This is a genomic window from Rhodosalinus halophilus, assembly GCF_003298775.1.
GTDB lineage: Bacteria > Pseudomonadota > Alphaproteobacteria > Rhodobacterales > Rhodobacteraceae > Rhodosalinus > Rhodosalinus halophilus.
The window spans coordinates 33,130-50,152 of sequence record NZ_QNTQ01000006.1; the positions used below are offsets into that span (position 1 = coordinate 33,130).

Sequence of the window (17,023 nt, forward strand, 5' to 3'; positions counted from 1 at the left end):
GATGCCACGGTTGCTGACCGTCCTGCTGAACTACCGCACCGCGGAGATGACGCTCGACGCGGCCGAGGCCGCGCTTCGCGCGCTCGAGGGGATCGCTGGCGAACTGGTGATCGTGGACAACGACTCCGGCGACGGCTCCTTCGAGCGTCTCAGCCGAGAGGCCAGGGCGCGGGGCTGGACGGCAGGGGACCGCGTGCGCGTCATCCAGTCCGGGCGCAACGGCGGCTTCGGCGCCGGCAACAACGTGGGCATTCGCGCCGGTCTCTCGGACGGGCGCGCGCCCGACTACGTCTACATCCTCAACTCCGACGCCTTTCCGGCCCCCGACGCGATCCGCCGTCTGCTCGAGGCACTGGAGAGCGATCCGACGCTGGGCTTCGCGGGCAGCTACATTCACGGGCCGGACGGCACACCGCATGTGACGGCCTTCCGCTTCCCGTCGATCCTGTCGGAGCTGGAGGGCGCGGCGCGGTTCGGTCCGCTCAGCCGCATGCTGCGCGGGTATTCCGTGTCCATCGGCGTGCCGGATGCGACGCGGCGGGTGGACTGGCTGGCTGGCGCGAGCCTGATGATGCGGCGCTCCGTGCTGGACGCGATCGGGCTCTTCGACGAGACCTTCTTTCTCTATTTCGAGGAGACGGACCTCTGCCGCCGTGCGGCGCGGGCGGGCTGGCCCACGCTCTACGTCCGCGAAAGCCATGTCGCGCATGTGGGCTCCGCCTCGACCGGCATGAAGAGCTGGGACCGCGTCCCCGGCTTCTGGTTCGACTCCCGCTGGCACTATTTCGCCAAGACGCACGGCCGCGCCTATGCCGCCGCCGCCACGCTCGCGCATCTGGCGGGGGGGCTGCTCTGGCGCTCCCGGATGCTCTTGCAGGGAAAGCCGCGCGGGGACCGGCCGCATTTCCTGCGCGATCTCGTCATCCATGACCTGCGCGCGCTCTTCGGGCGCGCGCCGCGCGTGGCGGAGCCGCCCGCCGCGCTGCCCAGCGGAGAGACATCATGACTCCCTTCAGTGCGATCCTGATCGGCAACGAGACGCTGGCGCTGCAATGCGGCGAGGCCCTTCTGTCGCGGGGGCACACCCTCACGGCGGTGGTGACGCGACACCCGGCCGTCGCGGACTGGGCCGCGGCGAAGGGCCTGACGATCGAGGCGCCCGGTGCCGGGCTGGAGGAGCGGCTGCCCGAGGCCGACTGGCTGCTTTCCGTCGCCAACCTCGATCTCATCCCCGAGGCGGTGCTCGGCCGTGCCCGCCGCGGCGCAGTGAACTTCCACGACGGTCCGCTGCCGGCCTATGCCGGCCTGAACGCGCCGGTCTGGGCGCTGCTGAACGGCGAGACGCGCCACGGCGTCACCTGGCACAGGATCGGCGACGGGATCGACACGGGCGCGATCCTCGCGCAGCGGGTGTTCGACCTCTCGCCGGAGGACACGGCACTGACGGCGAACGCCAAGGCCTACGAGGCGGGGATCGAGAGCTTTCCCGCGCTGCTCGACGCGCTGGAGCGTGACGACCCCGGCACGCCGCAGGATGCCGCGCGGCGCAGCTACTACGGTCTCGCGGATCGTCCGCGCGCGGCCGCACGGCTGGACTTCGCGCAACCGGCCGCGTCGCTCGCGCGCCTGGTGCGCGCCCTGGATCATGGCGACTACGCCAACCCGGTGGCCTGCCCCAAGATCGCGCGCGGCGGAGGGGTCTGGCTCGTCGGCGCGGCGGAGCCGGTCGCCGGGGCGGGCGCCCCCGGCACGGTTCTCGAGGTCGCGGCCGGCGCGCTCACCGTGGCCTGCGCCGAGGGCGCGGTGCGCCTCTCGGGTCTGCGCACGCCCGAGGGCGCGACAGTGGCTGGGGCCGATGTGGCCGCAGCAGGGGACCGCCTCGAAGCCCTGACGCCCGAAGAGGCCGACGAGCTGACCCGCCGTATCGCGCGCATCGCGCCCATGGAGAGCCATGTGCGCCGAAGGCTCGCTGAGGTGGAGCCGTGCGGGCTCCCGTTGCGGGCCGGTCGCGGCGGCCTCTCCGAGCGGCCGCTGGACCTCCCGGAGCTCCCGCCCGAGCGCGCGGCCTTCCTCGCCGCGCTCTGGGCGGCGCGCAGCATGGGGCGTGGCAGCGCGGATCTGGCCCTGCGCACGCCGGAAAGCGCCGGGCTCGCCTGGCCGGGGCATGTGAGCGACTGGGCGCCGCTGCGGCTCGAGGCGGGGGTGGAGACGCCGTTGAGCTTCGCGGAAGGCGCCTTTGCGCGCGAGCTCGCCCGCGCGCGGCGGGCCGGGGCCTTCGCGCCGGACCTCGCCGCGCGGATGCCCGAACTGGACGGCCGGGGGCCCGAGATCGGGCTGGACTTCAGCGAGGCCGGCGGGTTGATCCCGGGGACCGCGCTGACGCTCGCGCTCGGCGCGGCGCCCGCCCTGCGCTACGATTCGGAGGCGATGGCGCCCGACCTGGCAGAGCTGATGGCCGCGCGCTTCGAGCACCTGGCGCATGCGGAGATCGATGGCGCGACGCCGATCGGCGCCATCGACGTCATGCCCGAGGCCGAGCGCCGGGCCGTCCTGCATGGCCGGAACGCAACCGATACGCCGTTCGACAGCGCCTGCGTGCACGCGCTTTTCGAGCGACAGGTGGAGGCGACGCCGGACGCGCCCGCGCTGGTGCACGAGGCGACGACCCTCACCTACGCCGAACTCGACGCGCGCTCCAATCGCGCCGCGCATGTGCTGCGGCAGATGGGCGTGGCGCCCGGCACCGTCGTGGGGCTCGCCACGCGTCGCTCGCCGGACCTGCTGGTGGGCGCTCTGGCGATCCTGAAGGCGGGCGGCGCCTATCTGCCGCTCGACCCGGCCTATCCGAAGGACCGGCTGGCGCTCTATCTCGAGGACAGCGGCGCATCGGTCGTCGTGACTCAGGCCGCCGTCGAGGCCGAGCTGCCGCCGCATGGCGCGCAGACCCTCTGCCTCGACATCGACCCGCGGCTGGCGGAGGCGCCTGCAAGCCGGCCCGAGGGCGGCGCCAGGCCCGACGATCTCGCCTATCTGATCTACACCTCCGGCTCGACCGGGCGGCCCAAGGGCGTGATGGTCGAGCATCGCAACGTCGCCAACTTCTTCACCGGCATGGATGCGGTGATCGACCACGATCCGGCGGGCGTCTGGCTGGCCGTTACCTCGCTTTCCTTCGACATCTCGGTGCTGGAGCTCTTCTGGACGCTCGCGCGCGGCTTCAAGCTGGTGCTGATGGGCGACGAGGAGCGCGCGCTGGTCTCCGGCCCCGTCGCCGTCGAGGACCAGTCGATGCAGTTCAGCCTCTACTACTGGGGCAACGACGACGGGCAGGGGCGCGACAAGTATCGCCTGCTGCTCGAAGGGGCGCGCGTCGCGGACGCCAACGGCTTCTGCGCGGTCTGGACGCCGGAGCGGCACTTTCACGCCTTCGGCGGCCCCTACCCCAACCCTTCGGTGACGGGGGCGGCGGTAGCGGCGGTGACGAAGAACATCGCGGTGCGGGCGGGAAGCTGCGTGGCCCCCCTGCACCACACGGCGCGCATCGCCGAGGAATGGGCGGTGATCGACAACCTGACCAACGGGCGCGCGGGGCTTGCCATTGCAAGTGGTTGGCAGCCCGACGACTTCGTCCTGCGCCCCGAGAACACGCCGCCCAACAACAAGCCCGCGATGGCCGAAGCGATCCGCGACCTGCGCCGCCTCTGGAAGGGGGAGGCGGTGGCCTTCCCCCGGCAGGACGGCACCACCCACGCCGTCGTCACCCAGCCCCGCCCGGTGTCCGAGGAGCTGCCGATCTGGGTCACCACCGCCGGCAACCCCGAGACCTGGAAGGAGGCGGGGCGCATGGGCGCCAACGTGCTCACCCACCTTCTGGGCCAGACGATCGAGGAGGTGAGCGAGAAGATCGCGCTCTATCGCGCCGCCCTGACCGAGGCGGGGCATGATCCGGACTCCCGCACCGTCACGCTGATGCTGCACACCTATGTGGGCCACGACCGCGACGCGGTGCGCGAGGTGGCGCGCGAGCCGATGAAGGATTACCTGCGCTCCGCCGCGGGGCTCATCAAGAACTACGCCTGGGCCTTCCCGGCCTTCAAGAAACCCAAGGGCGTCGAGACGCCCATGCAGCTCGACCTCGGCACGCTGACGGACGAGGAACTGGACGCGATCCTCGACTTCGCCTTCCAGCGGTATTTCGAGGACTCGGGCCTCTTCGGCACGGTCGAGGACGCGCTGGCGCGGGTCGAGCAGGTGCGCGCCATCGGCGTGGGCGAGATCGCCTGCCTGATCGACTACGGCATCCCGGTCGAGCAGGTGCTGGAGGGCCTCGGCCCGCTGTCGGAGGTGCTGCGCCGCGCGAACGAGGGCGCGCAGGACCACTCCATCGCCGCGCAGATCGCGCGTCACGGGGTCACGCACCTGCAATGCACACCCTCGATGGCGCGGATGCTGACCATGCACGACGAGTCGGCGGCGGCGCTTGCGCATGTCCGGCACCTGATGATCGGGGGAGAGGCGCTGCCCGGCGCGCTGGTGCGCGAGTTGCAGGGGCTGACCGACGCCACGATCACCAACATGTATGGCCCGACCGAAACCACGATCTGGTCGGCGACCGAACCCGCCACGCCCGACGAAAACGTCGTCAACATCGGCCGCCCCATCGCCAACACTGCCCTCTACGTCCTCGATGAGGCGCAGCGCCCCGTGCCCGTCGGGGTGGCCGGCGAACTCTGGATCGGCGGCGCGGGCGTCACGCGCGGCTACTGGGGCCGCGACGAACTGACCGCCGAGCGTTTCCGCCCCGATCCCTTCCGCGGCGAGGGCCGGATGTATCGCACCGGCGATCTGGTCCGGCGGCGGGCGGACGGCAGGCTCGACTTCCTCGGCCGCGCCGACCATCAGGTGAAGATCCGCGGCTATCGGATCGAGCTGGGCGAGATCGAGGCCGCGCTGGAGGAGATGGAGGGCGTGCGGCAGGCCGTGGTGCTTGCCCGCGAGGACACGCCGGGCGATCAGCGGCTTGTGGGCTACGTCACGCTGTCGGCGCCGCTGGAGGAAGAGGCGATGCGCGCGCATCTGGCCGAGCGCCTGCCCCCGCACATGGTGCCGGGGCGGGTGGTGACCCTCGAGGCCTTCCCGCTGACGCCCAATCGCAAGGTTGACCGCAACGCGCTGCCGCCTCCTGGGCCGAGGCACGCGGACAGGGCGGACGCGCCAGCCGGCGAAGCGCCTGCCACCGAAGCGCCTGCGCAGGAGGGGCCTGCCACGGCCGAAGGCCCGGCGCTCGCCGCGGGCGAGGCGGTGAACCGCGTGGGCGCGATCTGGGCCCGCGTGCTGGGCGTGCCCCAGCCGGGGCCGCGCGACAACTTCTTCGACCTCGGCGGTCACTCCCTGCTGGCCGTTCAGGTGCACCGCGACCTGCGTGCGGAGCTTGGCGTCGCGGGCCTCGCCATCACCGACATCTTCCGCTTCCCCACCCTGGGTGCGCTGGCCGGGCGGGTCGAGGAACTGTCGGGCGGACATCTCTCCGCGCCGGCCGCAAAGGCACCGGCCGAGGCGGACTCCCCGCCGGAGCCTGCGAACGACCGGCAGGCACAGCGCGCCCGGGCCATGGAACGGCGACGCGCGATGCGCGCACGTCGAAGGGCATGATCACGAGCGAGGATCGCCTGGAGGCGCTGTCGCGGCTCGCGCGCGACCTCGCCCCTGCGGGCGCAGCCGTCGCCATCTTTCGCCCTGACGGGGACGGGACGACCTACGCAGAGGAAGCCCGCGCCGTCGCGCGCGCAGTGCCCGCGAGGCGCCGCGAGTTCGCCGCCGGCCGCGCGGCCGCGCGGTCTGCGCTTGTGCAGTTGGGCATCACGCCCGCGCCGATCCCGGTGGGCGAGGGGCGCGCGCCGGTCTGGCCCGACGGCGTGACGGGCAGCATCGCGCATTGCGCCGAGGGCGGCATCGCCGTTGCGGCGTGCAAGGACGCCGTTTCGTCCCTCGGCGTGGACCTCGAGCGCGATGCGCCGCTGCCGCCCGACCTGTGGCCCTCGATCCTGACAGACGACGAGCGCCGCGATCTCGCGCGCCTCTCAGAAGAGGCGCGCGGGCGCGCCGCACTCGACCGTTTCGTGGCGAAGGAGGCGCTCTTCAAGGCGCAGTATCCGCTGACGGGGCTCATGCTGGACTTTGACGCTGTCACCGTGAATTTCCCCGAGACGGGGCGTTTCGCCGCGCGGATACGGCGGCCCTTCGGCCCCTTCCTGCCCGGCAGGTCCGTCCAAGGTCGGATCGGCAGAGTGGCGGGAGCGATACTCGCCATCGTCGCCCTGCGGCCTGAGGCGATCCCGCCGCCCGGACGCTGATACCTGGCGCAAAGATGGCGGAAACGCTCTGTTTCCGCCACAATCCGAACGCAAACATGGCCTTTTCGTGGCACGGGCGCTATCCAGTGCCTCGGTGGGGCCGAATTTGGACCGCAGCGCGTGGCGCTGCGCTCGGAGGATCGGAATGACTGGTCTCGCTCCTGTCGATCAGGTGCTCAGCATCGTTCGCCGCCGTTTCTGGCTCATGGCGGCGATCGTGGTCGCCGGCTGTGCCGCGTCGGTCTGGTATGCGCTCAATCAGCCCCGGGCCTACCAGGCGGTGGCGGCGATGCAGATCCGGGGCCCCGTGGTCGAAGAGGCAGGGCGCGCCTCACGCATGACCGTCGCCGATCAACTCGACCTCATCGAACGCCGCGTGATGGCGCGGGACAATCTCGCCGCCCTCGTCGAGACCTACGATCTCTTCTCGGATCTTCCAAATCTGACGACGCTCGAAAAGGTGCGCCTCATGCGCGAGGCCGTCGAGCTGGAAGAGATGGCGAACGATGCGCCGCCCTACACGCCGGAGGGGCGGATCCCGGCGGGCATGATCATCAGGGTGCGCCTCGGCGATCCCGAGCTTGCCGCCGTGGTGGCGAACGACCTGCTCGGTCGTGTCGTCGCCGCCAGCCGCCGCGGGCTCATCGAACAGGCGCGCACGGCAGAGACCTTCTTCGTCGAGGAAGAGGCGCGCGTGAGCGCCGAGATCGAGGCGCTCGAGGCCGAAATCGCCGATTTCAAGCAGGAGCACGCCGAGGGATTGCCGGAAAACCTGACCTCACTGCGCACGCAGCTTTCCGGCTTGCGCGAGGCAGAACTCGAGGTCGAGCGCCAGATCCTCGCGCTGGACACGACCGGCGAGCGGCAGCGGCTGGAGGTGCTCCAGCGGCAGCGCGCGATGCTCGAGAATCAGCGCGACCTTCTGCGCGATCGCATCGACGAGATCGAGGCGACGCTGGCACGCGCGCCCCGAATTGAGCAGGAGTATCGCGCGCTGACCCGTGAGCTCGCGCAGCTGCAGGAACAGTTCGAGATGGTCACCCGCCGCCGCGCGGAGGCCGAGATGACCCGCATTCTCGAGGACCGGCAGAACGCGGAGATCTTCGAGGTGCTCGAGACGGCAATCCCACCGGAGTACCCTATCTCGCGCAGCCGGCGTGCGATCGCCACGGCGGGCGGCGTGGCGAGCCTCGCGGCCGCCGCAATCGTGGCGGCGCTGCTCGAGTTTCTGAACCCGGCGATTCGCACGGCCGCGCAGCTGGAGAAGGCGTTGCAGATCCGCCCGGTCGTCACGATCCCGACCGTGCGGACCCGCTGGGAGGTGCGCCGCCGATGGATCTTCGGCACGGCCGGGCTCGTGCTGATCGCGGTCGGGCTGCCGATCCTCCTGCGGCTCGCCTCGAGCCACGTCCCGGCGCTGCGGCCGCTGGCGGAACGTTTGCCCGCGCTGCCACAGAGCTGACCCGGCTGCGCAAGGGCCGCGTCAGTAGCTGTAGTCGCGGATGCTGGGGCCCTCCGCGCGGTTCAGCACCACGCCGAGCAACGGGGTATGCTGGGCCAGACGCCTGGAAACCTCGCTGATTTCGTCGGGCTTGGTTATCCCTCCGCCCACGACGAGCAGCACGCCGTCGTAGTGCCGATGAAAGGCGAGCACGTCGTCGTGGTAGAGCGCGGGCGGCAGATCGTAGAGAACGACGTCCGGCCGCAGCAGGTCGTCGAGCTGCGCGAGCGCGGCGGCGACCTCCGGGCTCTGCAGAAGCTCGCCCGCCCCTCGCTCGACACGCTCGTTGAGGCCCATGCCCAGATTCGGCCCCACGCCGACGGGGTTCTCTCCGAAGCGGACGATATGGTGCTCCGGCGGCACGAGGCCGCGCAGCAGATCACCCAGCGCCCCGGGGCGCCGGACGCCGAGCAGCTTGGCGAGCGACGGATTGCGAAGGTCGACGTCGAGCAGAAGGGTGCGCGCGGTCTCGGCCCGGGACAGGCTGAGGGCCAGATTGGCGGCCACGAAGCTCTTGCCACAGTTCTTCGTCGGCGAAGTGATGGCCACCCGACGCCAACCGTTGTCCGCCAGCGCCTGAAGAAGCCGCGTGCGCAGCACGTCGAAGGCGGCGTGCGAGGGGTCCTCGCGCGCGGCGCTGATCATCCGGTGCCTCTCCAGGTGGTACGGGTCGAGCGGCACCTCTCCCAGCTTGTCCCAGGCCGGGGGGATCGACAGGGCGGGCGCGCGGGCTGCGGCCGCCGGCACCGGCGCGCCGTAGTCGGGCGCGCGGGCTTCGGCCCCCGCCGCTTCGACGGTGTCGTCCTGAAGCCTCGGCCCGGTCGCGTCCCGCGTCTCGCTCGCTGCGGCCTCGTCGGCATGGCCCTCCCACGGTTCCGGCAGTTGCGGGCGCTCGGACGGACGCGTGCGCTCCGGCGCGGTCTCGCCCGGCGAATGCGCGGGGGGGGCCTCGCGCGCCACAGGCGTACGGGTGGAGTGCCCGGTGCGCATGCCGCGCCGTGGCAAGCCTGCCTGGCTCCGCTCGGCGATGTCCGACAACGAACGGTTCTGCGTGTTCATCGCGTCGTGCCTCGCCTTCCCGTTGTCACCGTCGTGCTCCGTCATGGTGTGCTCCGCCGCGGTACGCAGGAGCAAGGCCCTAGTGCTTCGCGCGGGATCCGCTCCCAGCGACGACTCTCCGGCCGGACTGTCCATCAGATTCAGATGACCACGAAAATCTGACCGAAATGCGCCGGTTGTGGTGCTATTTCGCGATCCGGAAACAATAGCCCCGGAGCCACATCATTCAAAACCCGAGCAGGTTGGCTTCGACGATGCCCCTGCGTATGAGGCTCTCACGCTCGTCGACCGGCGTCCAGCCCAACAGCCGCCGTGGGTGCGTGTTGTCGAAACGCGACAGATGCGCGCGGCTCTTCCAATCCTTCAGCGAGGGACGGACGAGGCCCCTGCGCCGTAGCACATGGCGCTTTAGCACATGCTTCACCGCATCGCCGGCCCACATGGCTGTCAGATTTCCGGGCCGCACCGTGAGCGCCGCGCCAAGTTCGGTGCGGATCGCTTCGAAATACTCGCGACCCGACAGGAGGGGCGGCCCTACCAGGTTGAAGCTCTCGCCCGTTGGAATATCGTCATCCATCATGCGGATAAGTGCATCTGTCACATCTTCGATGAGCACGAACGGCAGCTTGTTGCGGCCGTCGCCCCAGAGCCGGACGGCGCCAGAGCCGTGCCACCGGCCGATCCCCCAATGCTGCAGCGGCCCGCCGGGCCCGATCACGATCCCGGGCCGCGCGATGAGCATGGGCAGGTCGCGCGTCAGGTGCATCTCCATCATCCGCCGCTCGCATTCGGCCTTGGAACGCGCATAGACGTTGCGGTCCGACATGTCCGGCGCGAAGCCGGTGGCCTCGGTTATCGTCGCGGCGGGGTCCGACATGTCGTAGCTGGCGATGGTGCCGGTGTAGATCAGCCGCCGGACGCCGGCGTCGAGCGCGGCCTCGGCGATGGTGACGGTCACGCGCACGTCGTTCTCGAGCGCGTTTTGCCAGGTCGGGTCGGCCGACCGCGCGAGGTTGACCACGCAGTCCACGCCGCGCATCGCCTCGGCCAGCGCGGCGCGGTCGCGAAGCGGGACCGCGACGGTCTCGACCCGGTCGGGAAGATCGTCGAAGGGTCCGCGACCGCCGCGGCTGACGACGCGCACGTCGGTCCCGCGCGCCGCCAGCGCGCGAGTCAGGTTCCGGCCGATGAAGCCGGTGCCGCCGATCACCATGACCTGTGGCGCAGGCTTGCGCGTGCGCACGGGCGGCGCGGGCGGGCGCCATTCGGCCGGAATGCGCGCGCAGGCCTGTTCCACTGCGCGCATGACCGGCACGGCGGAGCGCCCGGCGAACCGCACATCCGGCGCGCGGCCGGCCCGGATCGCGCCATAGACCTCGGCGAGCATGCCGCGGAAACTCAGCGCGTAGGGCGAGGCGCGGTTGAGCGAGGAGAGTTCGCGAAGCGCGCGCGCCGTCCCTCCGCGCAGATGCTGCCAGCCCGTGGAAAGCTCCTTGCGGAGGGGATTCAGGATCAGATCGGAGGCGTTCTCGCGCCGCAGAAGCAGCGTGTCGCCGGCGTAGTCGAGCCGCGCGAACCCCGCTGGACCGCGCAGCGTCAGGCTGCGCTCGTCCCACGTCTCGACCGACGAGATTGTGAGGCTCAGCGCCACGCCGCCCGCCTGCCCGGTCATCCGCCACAGCTGCGGGCGCCGGCCCATGCCCGGCAGTTCGACCGGGCGCCCAAGGGAGAGATGCTCGATCTCCACGGGTCCGAAAAGATCGGTCGCGAAGGCGAGCAGATGCGGACCGGTCTCGAGCAACTGGTTCTCCGGCGCCTGCAGCGGCCACAGCCCGTAAGGCCCCGAGCGGAGCGGTGGGAAGGGCAGGGCCCAAGTGAGCTCGGCCGTGTCCACCGGTCCGATCAGACCCTCGGCCAGCGCGGACTTGAGCCGCTCGTAGGAGGGCAGGCCAAGGAAATTGTGCCCGGCTGCGAAGACCCGCCCCGAGGCCTGCGCCTCTGCCTCGATTTCCGCCACTTCCGAGGCCGAGAGGGCAACGGGTTTCTCGACCAGCACGTGTGTGCCGGCGCGCAGGCACTGCCGCGCGAGCGCCGCATGACTTGCGGGCGGCGTGAGCACGTGCACGATGTCGCATCCGCCCCTGGCCAGCATTTCCGCAACGTCGGCGTAAGCCCGCGCGCCATGACGTTCGGCCAGTGCCTCGGCGGCATGGGCCGCCCGGTCGGCGACCGCCACGAGCCGTGCGCCCGGGCTCGCCGCGATCGCCGCGGCGTGCCAGTCCGCGATGTAGCCCGCTCCCACGAGTCCCGCGCGCAACTCGGTATCAGCCATGCCTGTCCGCCCTCATTTGTATTCGATCAGTTCGGTGTCCGCCCCGCGACGCGCCCGCACGTGGTAGGCCAGCATCCCGACGAGATTGGGAAACTTCGACAGCACGAGCAACGCGGCGAGAGGAAGCGCGCGATGCAGGGGCTGGCCGCGCCGCACGAGGCCCTGCGTCGTCCGCAGGTAGGACAGGGCGAAGAACGCGCCGGCCAATGCCGCGAGCCACCATACTCCCGCGACGAAGCCGGCCAGCAACGCGGCCGCAGAGATGGCGTTGATCCAGGCGCGGCGCCGCTCGGCGCGGAAGTGCCCCGGGTGCATGGCGCCGACCTGCGCGAAACCGTGGCCCGCGCGCACGGCCCGCCGCCACCAAGCGCCGAAGCGTGTCATCGCGAGGTCGTGGCGCGTCATCTCCTGCGGCAGTCGCCGCAGCGTCCAGCCAGCCTGCCCGAGGCGCAGGCAGAACTCGTCGTCCTCTGCCGCGATGACACGGGCATCGAAGCCGCCGATCTGGCGGAAGGCGGCAGCGCGCACCATCATGTCGCCGCCGCAGACCTCGATCGGACCCGCCGGCCGATGCCATTCCACGTCGGCGAGCGCGTTGTAGAGGCTGGCCTCGGGCCGGATCTCCGACCGCCAGCCGGTGACGAGGCCAAGGTCCGGGTCCGCGCGCAGCGCCGCCTGTCCGGCGTCGAGCCACCCGTCGACCAGCGCGCAGTCGCCGTCGATGAACTGCACGTGTTCCGGCGCATCGCCCCGTTCGAGCTGCGCGAAACCCGCGTTGCGCGCCCGCGCGGCGGTGAACGGGCGCGAGGCGTCGAGCTCCACCACTTCCGCGCCTGCGGCACGGGCCGCCGCGACGCTGCCGTCGGTCGAGCCGGAATCCACGTAGACGATGCGCGCCTCGACCCCCTCGAGCGCGGCGAGCGCGCGTTCCAGCCGCGCGCCTTCGTTCCGTCCGATCAGAACGACGCCGAGACTCACGGCGTGTCCCCCGCGAAGAGTCGCGCCAGCTTCGCCGGCTCGCGGCCGAGGTCGAACTCCGCCTCGACGGCCGCGCGGCCGGCGTCGGCCAGGCGTGCGCGCAGTGCCGGATCGTCGAGCAGCTGCGCGACGGCCTGCGCGAGTGCAGCGGCCTCTCCCGGCGGTACGAGAAGGCCCGTCTCGCCGTGGCGGACGAGCTCGGGGATACCGGCGATGCGCGTCGCCACCACCGCGCAGCGCGCCGCCAGCGCCTCCATCAGAACCACCGGAAGCCCCTCCGCGAAGGACGGCAGCACGAAGATGTCCGCACCGGCCAGGGCCTCGGCCACGCCGTCTTGGTCGCGATACCCGGCGAAGGCGACGCGATTCTCCAGTCCCAGCTCCGCCGCCCGCGCCTCGAGCGCCGCGCGACCGGGGCCGTCGCCCACGAGGGTGAGCCGCGCTTCGGGATGTGTGCGCGCGAGCGCCGCCATCGCGTCGAGCAGCACAGGCACGCCCTTCGCCGCCGCCATCCGGCCGACGAAGAGCAGTTGCCGTCCGTCGCGCGCGCCCGTGGCGTAGCGTGCGGGCGCCACGGCGCAGTGCACGATGTGCAGTTTCGGCCAGGTCTCGGGATCGGAGAACAGCATCGCCTGCGACCGGCAGAAGGCGCTGATGCAGGCGACGAAGCGCGCCTCGGCGATCTTGACGTCCAGCCGCCAGCGATGCGCCTCGAAGAACACGTCCGGCCCGTGCAGCGTGAAGCTGAAGGGGATGCCGGCCATCCGCGCGGCCAGCATCGCGACCGTGCAGCTGGAGCTGCCGAAGTGGTCGTGCAGATGCACCGCGCCGGTGCGTTCGAGATGCCGGGCCAGCACGGCGGCTTCCAGGAAATAGAAGACCTGCCAGAGCCCGGCTTTCAGCCCGTCGCTGCGCGCCCGCCAGGCGAGTGCCGCCGCACCGGCCCAGCGCCCCGGGCTGCGGGCGAGCACGCGCGCATGAGCTGCCAGCAGATGCAGCGGGTTCTTCGCCGCCTCAAGCACGCCGAAGGTGCGCGCCGCCTCGGCCTCCTGCGCGGCGCCGACCACCTCGGACGGCGGCGGGCGGCGGATCGTGCAGGTCACGACATCGAGCCCGAGGGCGCGCAGCGCCGCCACCTCTCGCTGGATGAAGGTATGCGAGACCTTGGGATAGCCCCCCGTGACATAGGCGACCGGCCCCGCCGGGCGCGGCACGGCGCCGGCCACAGTTCCGGCCTCGCTCACTGTCTCATCGCGCATCCGCGCCCCGCGCCCACGCTATCCCCTGTTCTGTCTGTCATGCCCCGCGAAATTGTCAATTTCGCAGCAGTCCCTTGGCAGGGTGGCGGCGGCGCGGCAAGGATCGGGAAAGGTCGGGCAAGGCGGAGGAACGGGTGGAATTCATCGGGGCCGGTGGCTTCAAGGTGCGGGTGACCACGCCTGACCGCGCCGCGGCGCTTTCGGCCGTGCGCGATCGGCTGCGCGCGGGCCGTGGCTTTGCGCTCGCCACCATCAACCTCGACCACCTGGTGAAGCTGCGCCGGGATGCCGTTTTTGCAAAGGCCTACGCGGCGCAGGACATCGTCGTGGCGGACGGCAACCCGGTGGTCTGGCTGTCGCGTCTGGCGCGGCGGCCGGTGAGCCTCGTGCCCGGGTCGGAACTGGTGATCCCGCTCGCCCGCCTCGCCGCGGAGGAGGGGGCGCCCGTTGCGTTGGTTGGCAGCACGGCACCGGCGCTCGCCGCTGCGGGCGCCGCGATGGAACGTGCGGCGCCGGGGCTGGAAATCGTGACCCGGATCGCACCGCCGATGGGCTTCGACCCCGACAGCCCCGCCGCCGACGCGCTGTTTTCGGAGCTGAACGAGAGCGGCGCGCGGCTGACCTTCCTCGCGCTGGGCGCGCCCAAGCAGGAACGGCTGGCCGCGCGGGGACGCCGTCTGGCCCCCCGGGTCGGTTTTGCCAGCATCGGCGCGGGCCTCGACTTTCTCGCCGGAACGCAGCGGCGCGCGCCGCGCTGGGTGCAGGCCGTGGCGATGGAATGGCTCTGGCGGATGCTGTCAAGCCCCGCGCGGCTCGGCCCCCGCTACGCGCGCTGCGCCGCGATCCTGCCGGGGGAGGTGATGCGGGCCTGGCGTCTGCGTTCCGAAAAGGCGCAGTAGCGCATCGCCGGAGGGGCAAGCCGAGGCCAGGGGTCTTGAGGCGGCGATCACGGCTGCCCCGGAGAGGCCGACCCGATCGCGGTGCCCGGGCACGCCTCAGGCAAAGGCCCCGTGACAGAACCAGCCCGGCGACATCGCCGCGCCGTGGGCGTAGTAGAGCCACAGCCGGTCGCCCTCGGCGCAGGTGACGCGCCAGTAGTCGCGCTGCCCGGTGCGCCAGTCGGGATCGTCCAGCCACCATTCGGGGGCGAGGCGCTCCGGCCCCTCGGCCGCCGCCACGGTCAGGTCGCGGCCTCGCCAGCGGAACCGCGCGGGCGGGGCGGGATCGTCCGGCGCGCCCACCGGCTCTGGCCGCCACAAGAGCAGCGGGCGCGGCGCGGGCGGGCGCGGCCAGGCCTCGCAGTGCGGCTCCGACCAGGCGGCGGCAAGCACGGTGGCGGTCTTTTCGGGGATGTGGCTGTCGGCCGGGTGGCGGCGGGTGATCGCCTCGAGCCCGATGCGCGCACCGATCCGCCCGATCAGGTCGGCCACCGCCTCTTCCGCAGCGGGCGCACGCATCGCCCGCTGCGCGGCGTCCAGGTGCCCGGCCGGGCGGCGCGGCGTGACCGGCTCGGTCTGTACCGCCTCGAGCCGCAGCATGTCGATGCCGAAGCCCGCGTCGATGCCCCCGATCTTCAGCGCGAAGACCGGGCGGATGCGCTCGGGATCGGCCGAGGGACGGGCGAGACCCACCTCCACCACCTCGGTCGCATGGTCGCTGCGCAGCGCCTCCAGCCGAAGCCGGCGCGCCCCGCGTCCCGCTTCGCGCAGCCGCGCGCAGACCTGCGCCATCAGCCGGTCGAGACCGGCCATGATGTCGGTCTCGAGCCCGATGGGCTCGGGCAGCGAGAGCCGCGCGGCGAAGGTCCGGGGCGGCGGCGCGGGCGAGACGGGCTCGGGCGCCGCGCCCAGCGCCTGATCGAGCCGCGCCACCAGGCCGGGGCCGAAGCGCCGAGCCAGCGCCGCGCGCGGCTGGCCGGCCAGATCGCCGATGGCGCGCAGGCCGAGGCGGGCAAGCTGCTCGGCGACCTCGGGCTCGATCCGCAACGCCGCGACCGGCAGGGGGGCGAGCGCGGTGCGCGTCTGACCGGGCGGCGCGATGCGCCCGCCGTTCTTCAGCGTCGCGCCGGTTTCCCGCCGGCGTCTGGCGGCCTTCGAGCGGGTCGCGCGCGCCTCCTGCTCGATGGCGTCGCCCGAGCGGTTGGGCGCCGGACCATCGCCCGCGTAACGCGCAAGCGCCCAGGCCGCGCCCTGCGTGTCGGCGATGGCGCAGCGCATGGTCAGGCCGAAGCCCGCGCAGTCCTCTGCCAGCCGGTCGATCAGCGCCGCTTCCCCGCCGAAGAGATGCGCGCAGCCGGTGATGTCGGCCACCAGCCCCTCGGGCGGCGCCTCGGCCACCCAGGGGCTCACGCGCCCCGCCCAGCGCCTGAGCGCCGAGAGAAACCCCGCCTCTGCCGGCAGGCTCGCCCGGCGGGTGACCAGATCGGGGTAGACCGCCATCGCGTCGGCCAGTGGCTGGCCGCGCGTGACCCCTGCCGCCTCGGCCGCGGCGGAAAGCGCGGCCACCACCTGTCGTTGCCGCTCGTCCCGGACGACGGCGAAGGGCACATCGGGCTCCGCCTCGCCAAGCCGCAAAAGGCGCTCGGCGGCGAGCCGGGGAAACCAGATCGACAGGATGCGGCGGGCGGGCATCGGAGGACGGCAGGATGTTCGCTAAATGTTCTTTGCGAGACTAGAGCCACAGGCGCGCGGAGTCGAGTCATCGCCTTGCCTCGGCCCCACGGCCGCGTAGGTTTGCCGCCAAGAACGCGAACAGGAGACAGCCCATGCGCCTTAGTGCCCTCGCCCTGACCGTCACCCTCGCCGCCGGCGCGGCGCTCGCTCACGAGGGGGTTCAGAACCCGGCCGTCATGGAACGGATGGACCTGATGAAGGGCATCGGCGCGGAGACCAGGGCGCTGGGCGAGATGGTGCAGGGCAAGACCGCCTTCGATCCGGTCCGCGCGGCAGAGGCGAGGGCCGCGCTCACCGAGGCCGCCGCCCGCATTCCGTCCCTCTTCGAGGCGCGCGAGACCGACCCGAAAAGCGAGGCGCTGCCGGCCGTCTGGGAAGACTGGACCGGTTTCGTCGCGCAGGCCGAGGCGATGGAGGCGGCCGCGCGCGATCTGCAAACCGGCAGCGCGCAGGCGCTGCGGAACAGCTTCGCAGATCTCGGCCAAAGCTGCCGCGCCTGCCACGAGGACTACCGGCTGGACGACTGAGAGCCCCGGGCAGGCCCTCAGCCGCAGCGCATCCCGTAGATCGGTCCGCCGTCGGCGGCGAGCACGGTCAGCCGTTCGGGGCGGTGATCCATCGTCACGGCATCGCCCGGCGCGACGATGCGCGTGGGCTCCGGCAACGGCACTTCCTCCAGCTTTTCCGTGGGCTCGCCGACGAGCACGGCGAGGTGCTGTGCGTCGCAGGGTTCGAGGGCGCCTGTGCCTTGCTGCATGGATGCGCAGGCGGCGAGGGCGACCACCGCCGGAGCGGTCAGGGTTCGCACGGGCATCTGCGTTCTCCCTTGCCGAGATTCCGAAACTCTGTCGCGAACGCGCGCCAGAGGG

The 17,023-nt window shown here is 72.1% G+C and carries 12 protein-coding genes; 6 read left to right on the forward strand and 6 right to left on the reverse strand.

Annotation, left to right across the window (positions count from 1 at the left end; all coding sequences use genetic code 11):
* Position 1: 1 nt before the first annotated feature.
* The 4 genes from DRV85_RS06745 to DRV85_RS06760 all read left to right on the forward strand — a co-directional run bounded on the left by DRV85_RS06745 (position 2) and on the right by DRV85_RS06760 (position 7,815).
* Positions 2–1,006 (forward strand): glycosyltransferase family 2 protein, encoded by a 1,005-nt coding sequence (locus DRV85_RS06745; protein WP_113288695.1) that lies wholly within the window; start codon positions 2–4, stop codon positions 1,004–1,006.
* On the forward strand, positions 1,003–5,652 hold the full coding sequence (locus tag DRV85_RS06750; RefSeq protein WP_113288696.1) for a MupA/Atu3671 family FMN-dependent luciferase-like monooxygenase: 4,650 nt from the start codon (positions 1,003–1,005) through the stop codon (positions 5,650–5,652). The genes DRV85_RS06745 and DRV85_RS06750 overlap by 4 nt, the downstream gene beginning before the upstream one ends.
* Positions 5,649–6,353, forward strand: a complete 705-nt coding sequence (locus tag DRV85_RS06755) for a 4'-phosphopantetheinyl transferase family protein (RefSeq protein WP_113288697.1) — start codon at positions 5,649–5,651, stop codon at positions 6,351–6,353. Before DRV85_RS06750 ends, DRV85_RS06755 begins: the two co-directional genes overlap by 4 nt.
* A 145-nt stretch (positions 6,354–6,498) precedes the next feature.
* Positions 6,499–7,815, forward strand: coding sequence for a GumC domain-containing protein (locus DRV85_RS06760; protein ID WP_113288698.1), 1,317 nt, complete (start codon positions 6,499–6,501; stop codon positions 7,813–7,815).
* 21 nt (positions 7,816–7,836) lie between these two features.
* Here the strand turns inward: DRV85_RS06760 and DRV85_RS06765 are convergent, their stop codons facing one another.
* The 4 genes from DRV85_RS06765 to DRV85_RS06780 all read right to left on the reverse strand — a co-directional run bounded on the left by DRV85_RS06765 (position 7,837) and on the right by DRV85_RS06780 (position 13,482).
* Positions 7,837–8,958, reverse strand: a complete 1,122-nt coding sequence (locus tag DRV85_RS06765) for a CpsD/CapB family tyrosine-protein kinase (RefSeq protein WP_113288699.1) — start codon at positions 8,956–8,958, stop codon at positions 7,837–7,839.
* A 181-nt stretch (positions 8,959–9,139) separates the two neighbouring features.
* A complete protein-coding gene (locus tag DRV85_RS06770) occupies positions 9,140–11,245 on the reverse strand; it encodes an NAD-dependent epimerase/dehydratase family protein (protein ID WP_113288700.1) in 2,106 nt (701 codons plus the stop codon).
* 12 nt (positions 11,246–11,257) lie between these two features.
* Positions 11,258–12,223 (reverse strand): glycosyltransferase family 2 protein, encoded by a 966-nt coding sequence (locus tag DRV85_RS06775; protein WP_113288701.1) that lies wholly within the window; start codon positions 12,221–12,223, stop codon positions 11,258–11,260.
* Positions 12,220–13,482 carry a glycosyltransferase family 4 protein gene (locus DRV85_RS06780; RefSeq protein WP_113288702.1) on the reverse strand — a complete coding sequence of 421 codons (1,263 nt, stop codon included), beginning with the start codon at positions 13,480–13,482 and terminating at the stop codon, positions 12,220–12,222. The genes DRV85_RS06775 and DRV85_RS06780 overlap by 4 nt, the downstream gene beginning before the upstream one ends.
* Positions 13,483–13,616: 134 nt before the next feature.
* On the opposite strand from DRV85_RS06780, the gene DRV85_RS06785 reads away from it, so the two are divergent.
* The gene (locus tag DRV85_RS06785) at positions 13,617–14,381 is read left to right on the forward strand and encodes a WecB/TagA/CpsF family glycosyltransferase (RefSeq protein WP_113288703.1); all 765 of its coding nucleotides are present in this window, start codon (positions 13,617–13,619) and stop codon (positions 14,379–14,381) included.
* A gap of 96 nt (positions 14,382–14,477) precedes the next feature.
* Here DRV85_RS06785 and DRV85_RS06790 read toward each other — a convergent pair whose 3' ends face one another.
* Positions 14,478–16,112, reverse strand: a complete 1,635-nt coding sequence (locus tag DRV85_RS06790) for a Y-family DNA polymerase (RefSeq protein WP_113288704.1) — start codon at positions 16,110–16,112, stop codon at positions 14,478–14,480.
* A gap of 134 nt (positions 16,113–16,246) precedes the next feature.
* Between DRV85_RS06790 and DRV85_RS06795 the strand changes: the two genes are divergently transcribed.
* Complete coding sequence (locus DRV85_RS06795; protein WP_113288705.1) at positions 16,247–16,681, forward strand: c-type cytochrome; 435 nt, start codon at positions 16,247–16,249, stop codon at positions 16,679–16,681.
* A gap of 17 nt (positions 16,682–16,698) precedes the next feature.
* On the opposite strand, the gene DRV85_RS06800 is transcribed toward DRV85_RS06795, so the two are convergent.
* Positions 16,699–16,968, reverse strand: coding sequence for an I78 family peptidase inhibitor (locus DRV85_RS06800; RefSeq protein ID WP_113288706.1), 270 nt, complete (start codon positions 16,966–16,968; stop codon positions 16,699–16,701).
* Between the last annotated feature and the right edge of the window lie 55 nt (positions 16,969–17,023).

Excerpts from the sequence above, each read along its gene's own strand:
- DRV85_RS06745 (WP_113288695.1), top strand. The coding sequence starts at position 2 with ATGCCACGGTTGCTGACCGTCCTGCTGAACTACCGCACCGCGGAGATG.
- DRV85_RS06795 (WP_113288705.1), top strand. The coding sequence starts at position 16,247 with ATGCGCCTTAGTGCCCTCGCCCTGACCGTCACCCTCGCCGCCGGCGCG.
- DRV85_RS06780 (WP_113288702.1), bottom strand. The coding sequence starts at position 13,482 with ATGCGCGATGAGACAGTGAGCGAGGCCGGAACTGTGGCCGGCGCCGTG.
- DRV85_RS06760 (WP_113288698.1), top strand. The coding sequence starts at position 6,499 with ATGACTGGTCTCGCTCCTGTCGATCAGGTGCTCAGCATCGTTCGCCGC.
- DRV85_RS06765 (WP_113288699.1), bottom strand. The coding sequence starts at position 8,958 with ATGACGGAGCACGACGGTGACAACGGGAAGGCGAGGCACGACGCGATG.
- DRV85_RS06755 (WP_113288697.1), top strand. The coding sequence starts at position 5,649 with ATGATCACGAGCGAGGATCGCCTGGAGGCGCTGTCGCGGCTCGCGCGC.
- DRV85_RS06800 (WP_113288706.1), bottom strand. The coding sequence starts at position 16,968 with ATGCCCGTGCGAACCCTGACCGCTCCGGCGGTGGTCGCCCTCGCCGCC.
- DRV85_RS06770 (WP_113288700.1), bottom strand. The coding sequence starts at position 11,245 with ATGGCTGATACCGAGTTGCGCGCGGGACTCGTGGGAGCGGGCTACATC.
- DRV85_RS06750 (WP_113288696.1), top strand. The coding sequence starts at position 1,003 with ATGACTCCCTTCAGTGCGATCCTGATCGGCAACGAGACGCTGGCGCTG.
- DRV85_RS06790 (WP_113288704.1), bottom strand. The coding sequence starts at position 16,112 with ATGCCCGCCCGCCGCATCCTGTCGATCTGGTTTCCCCGGCTCGCCGCC.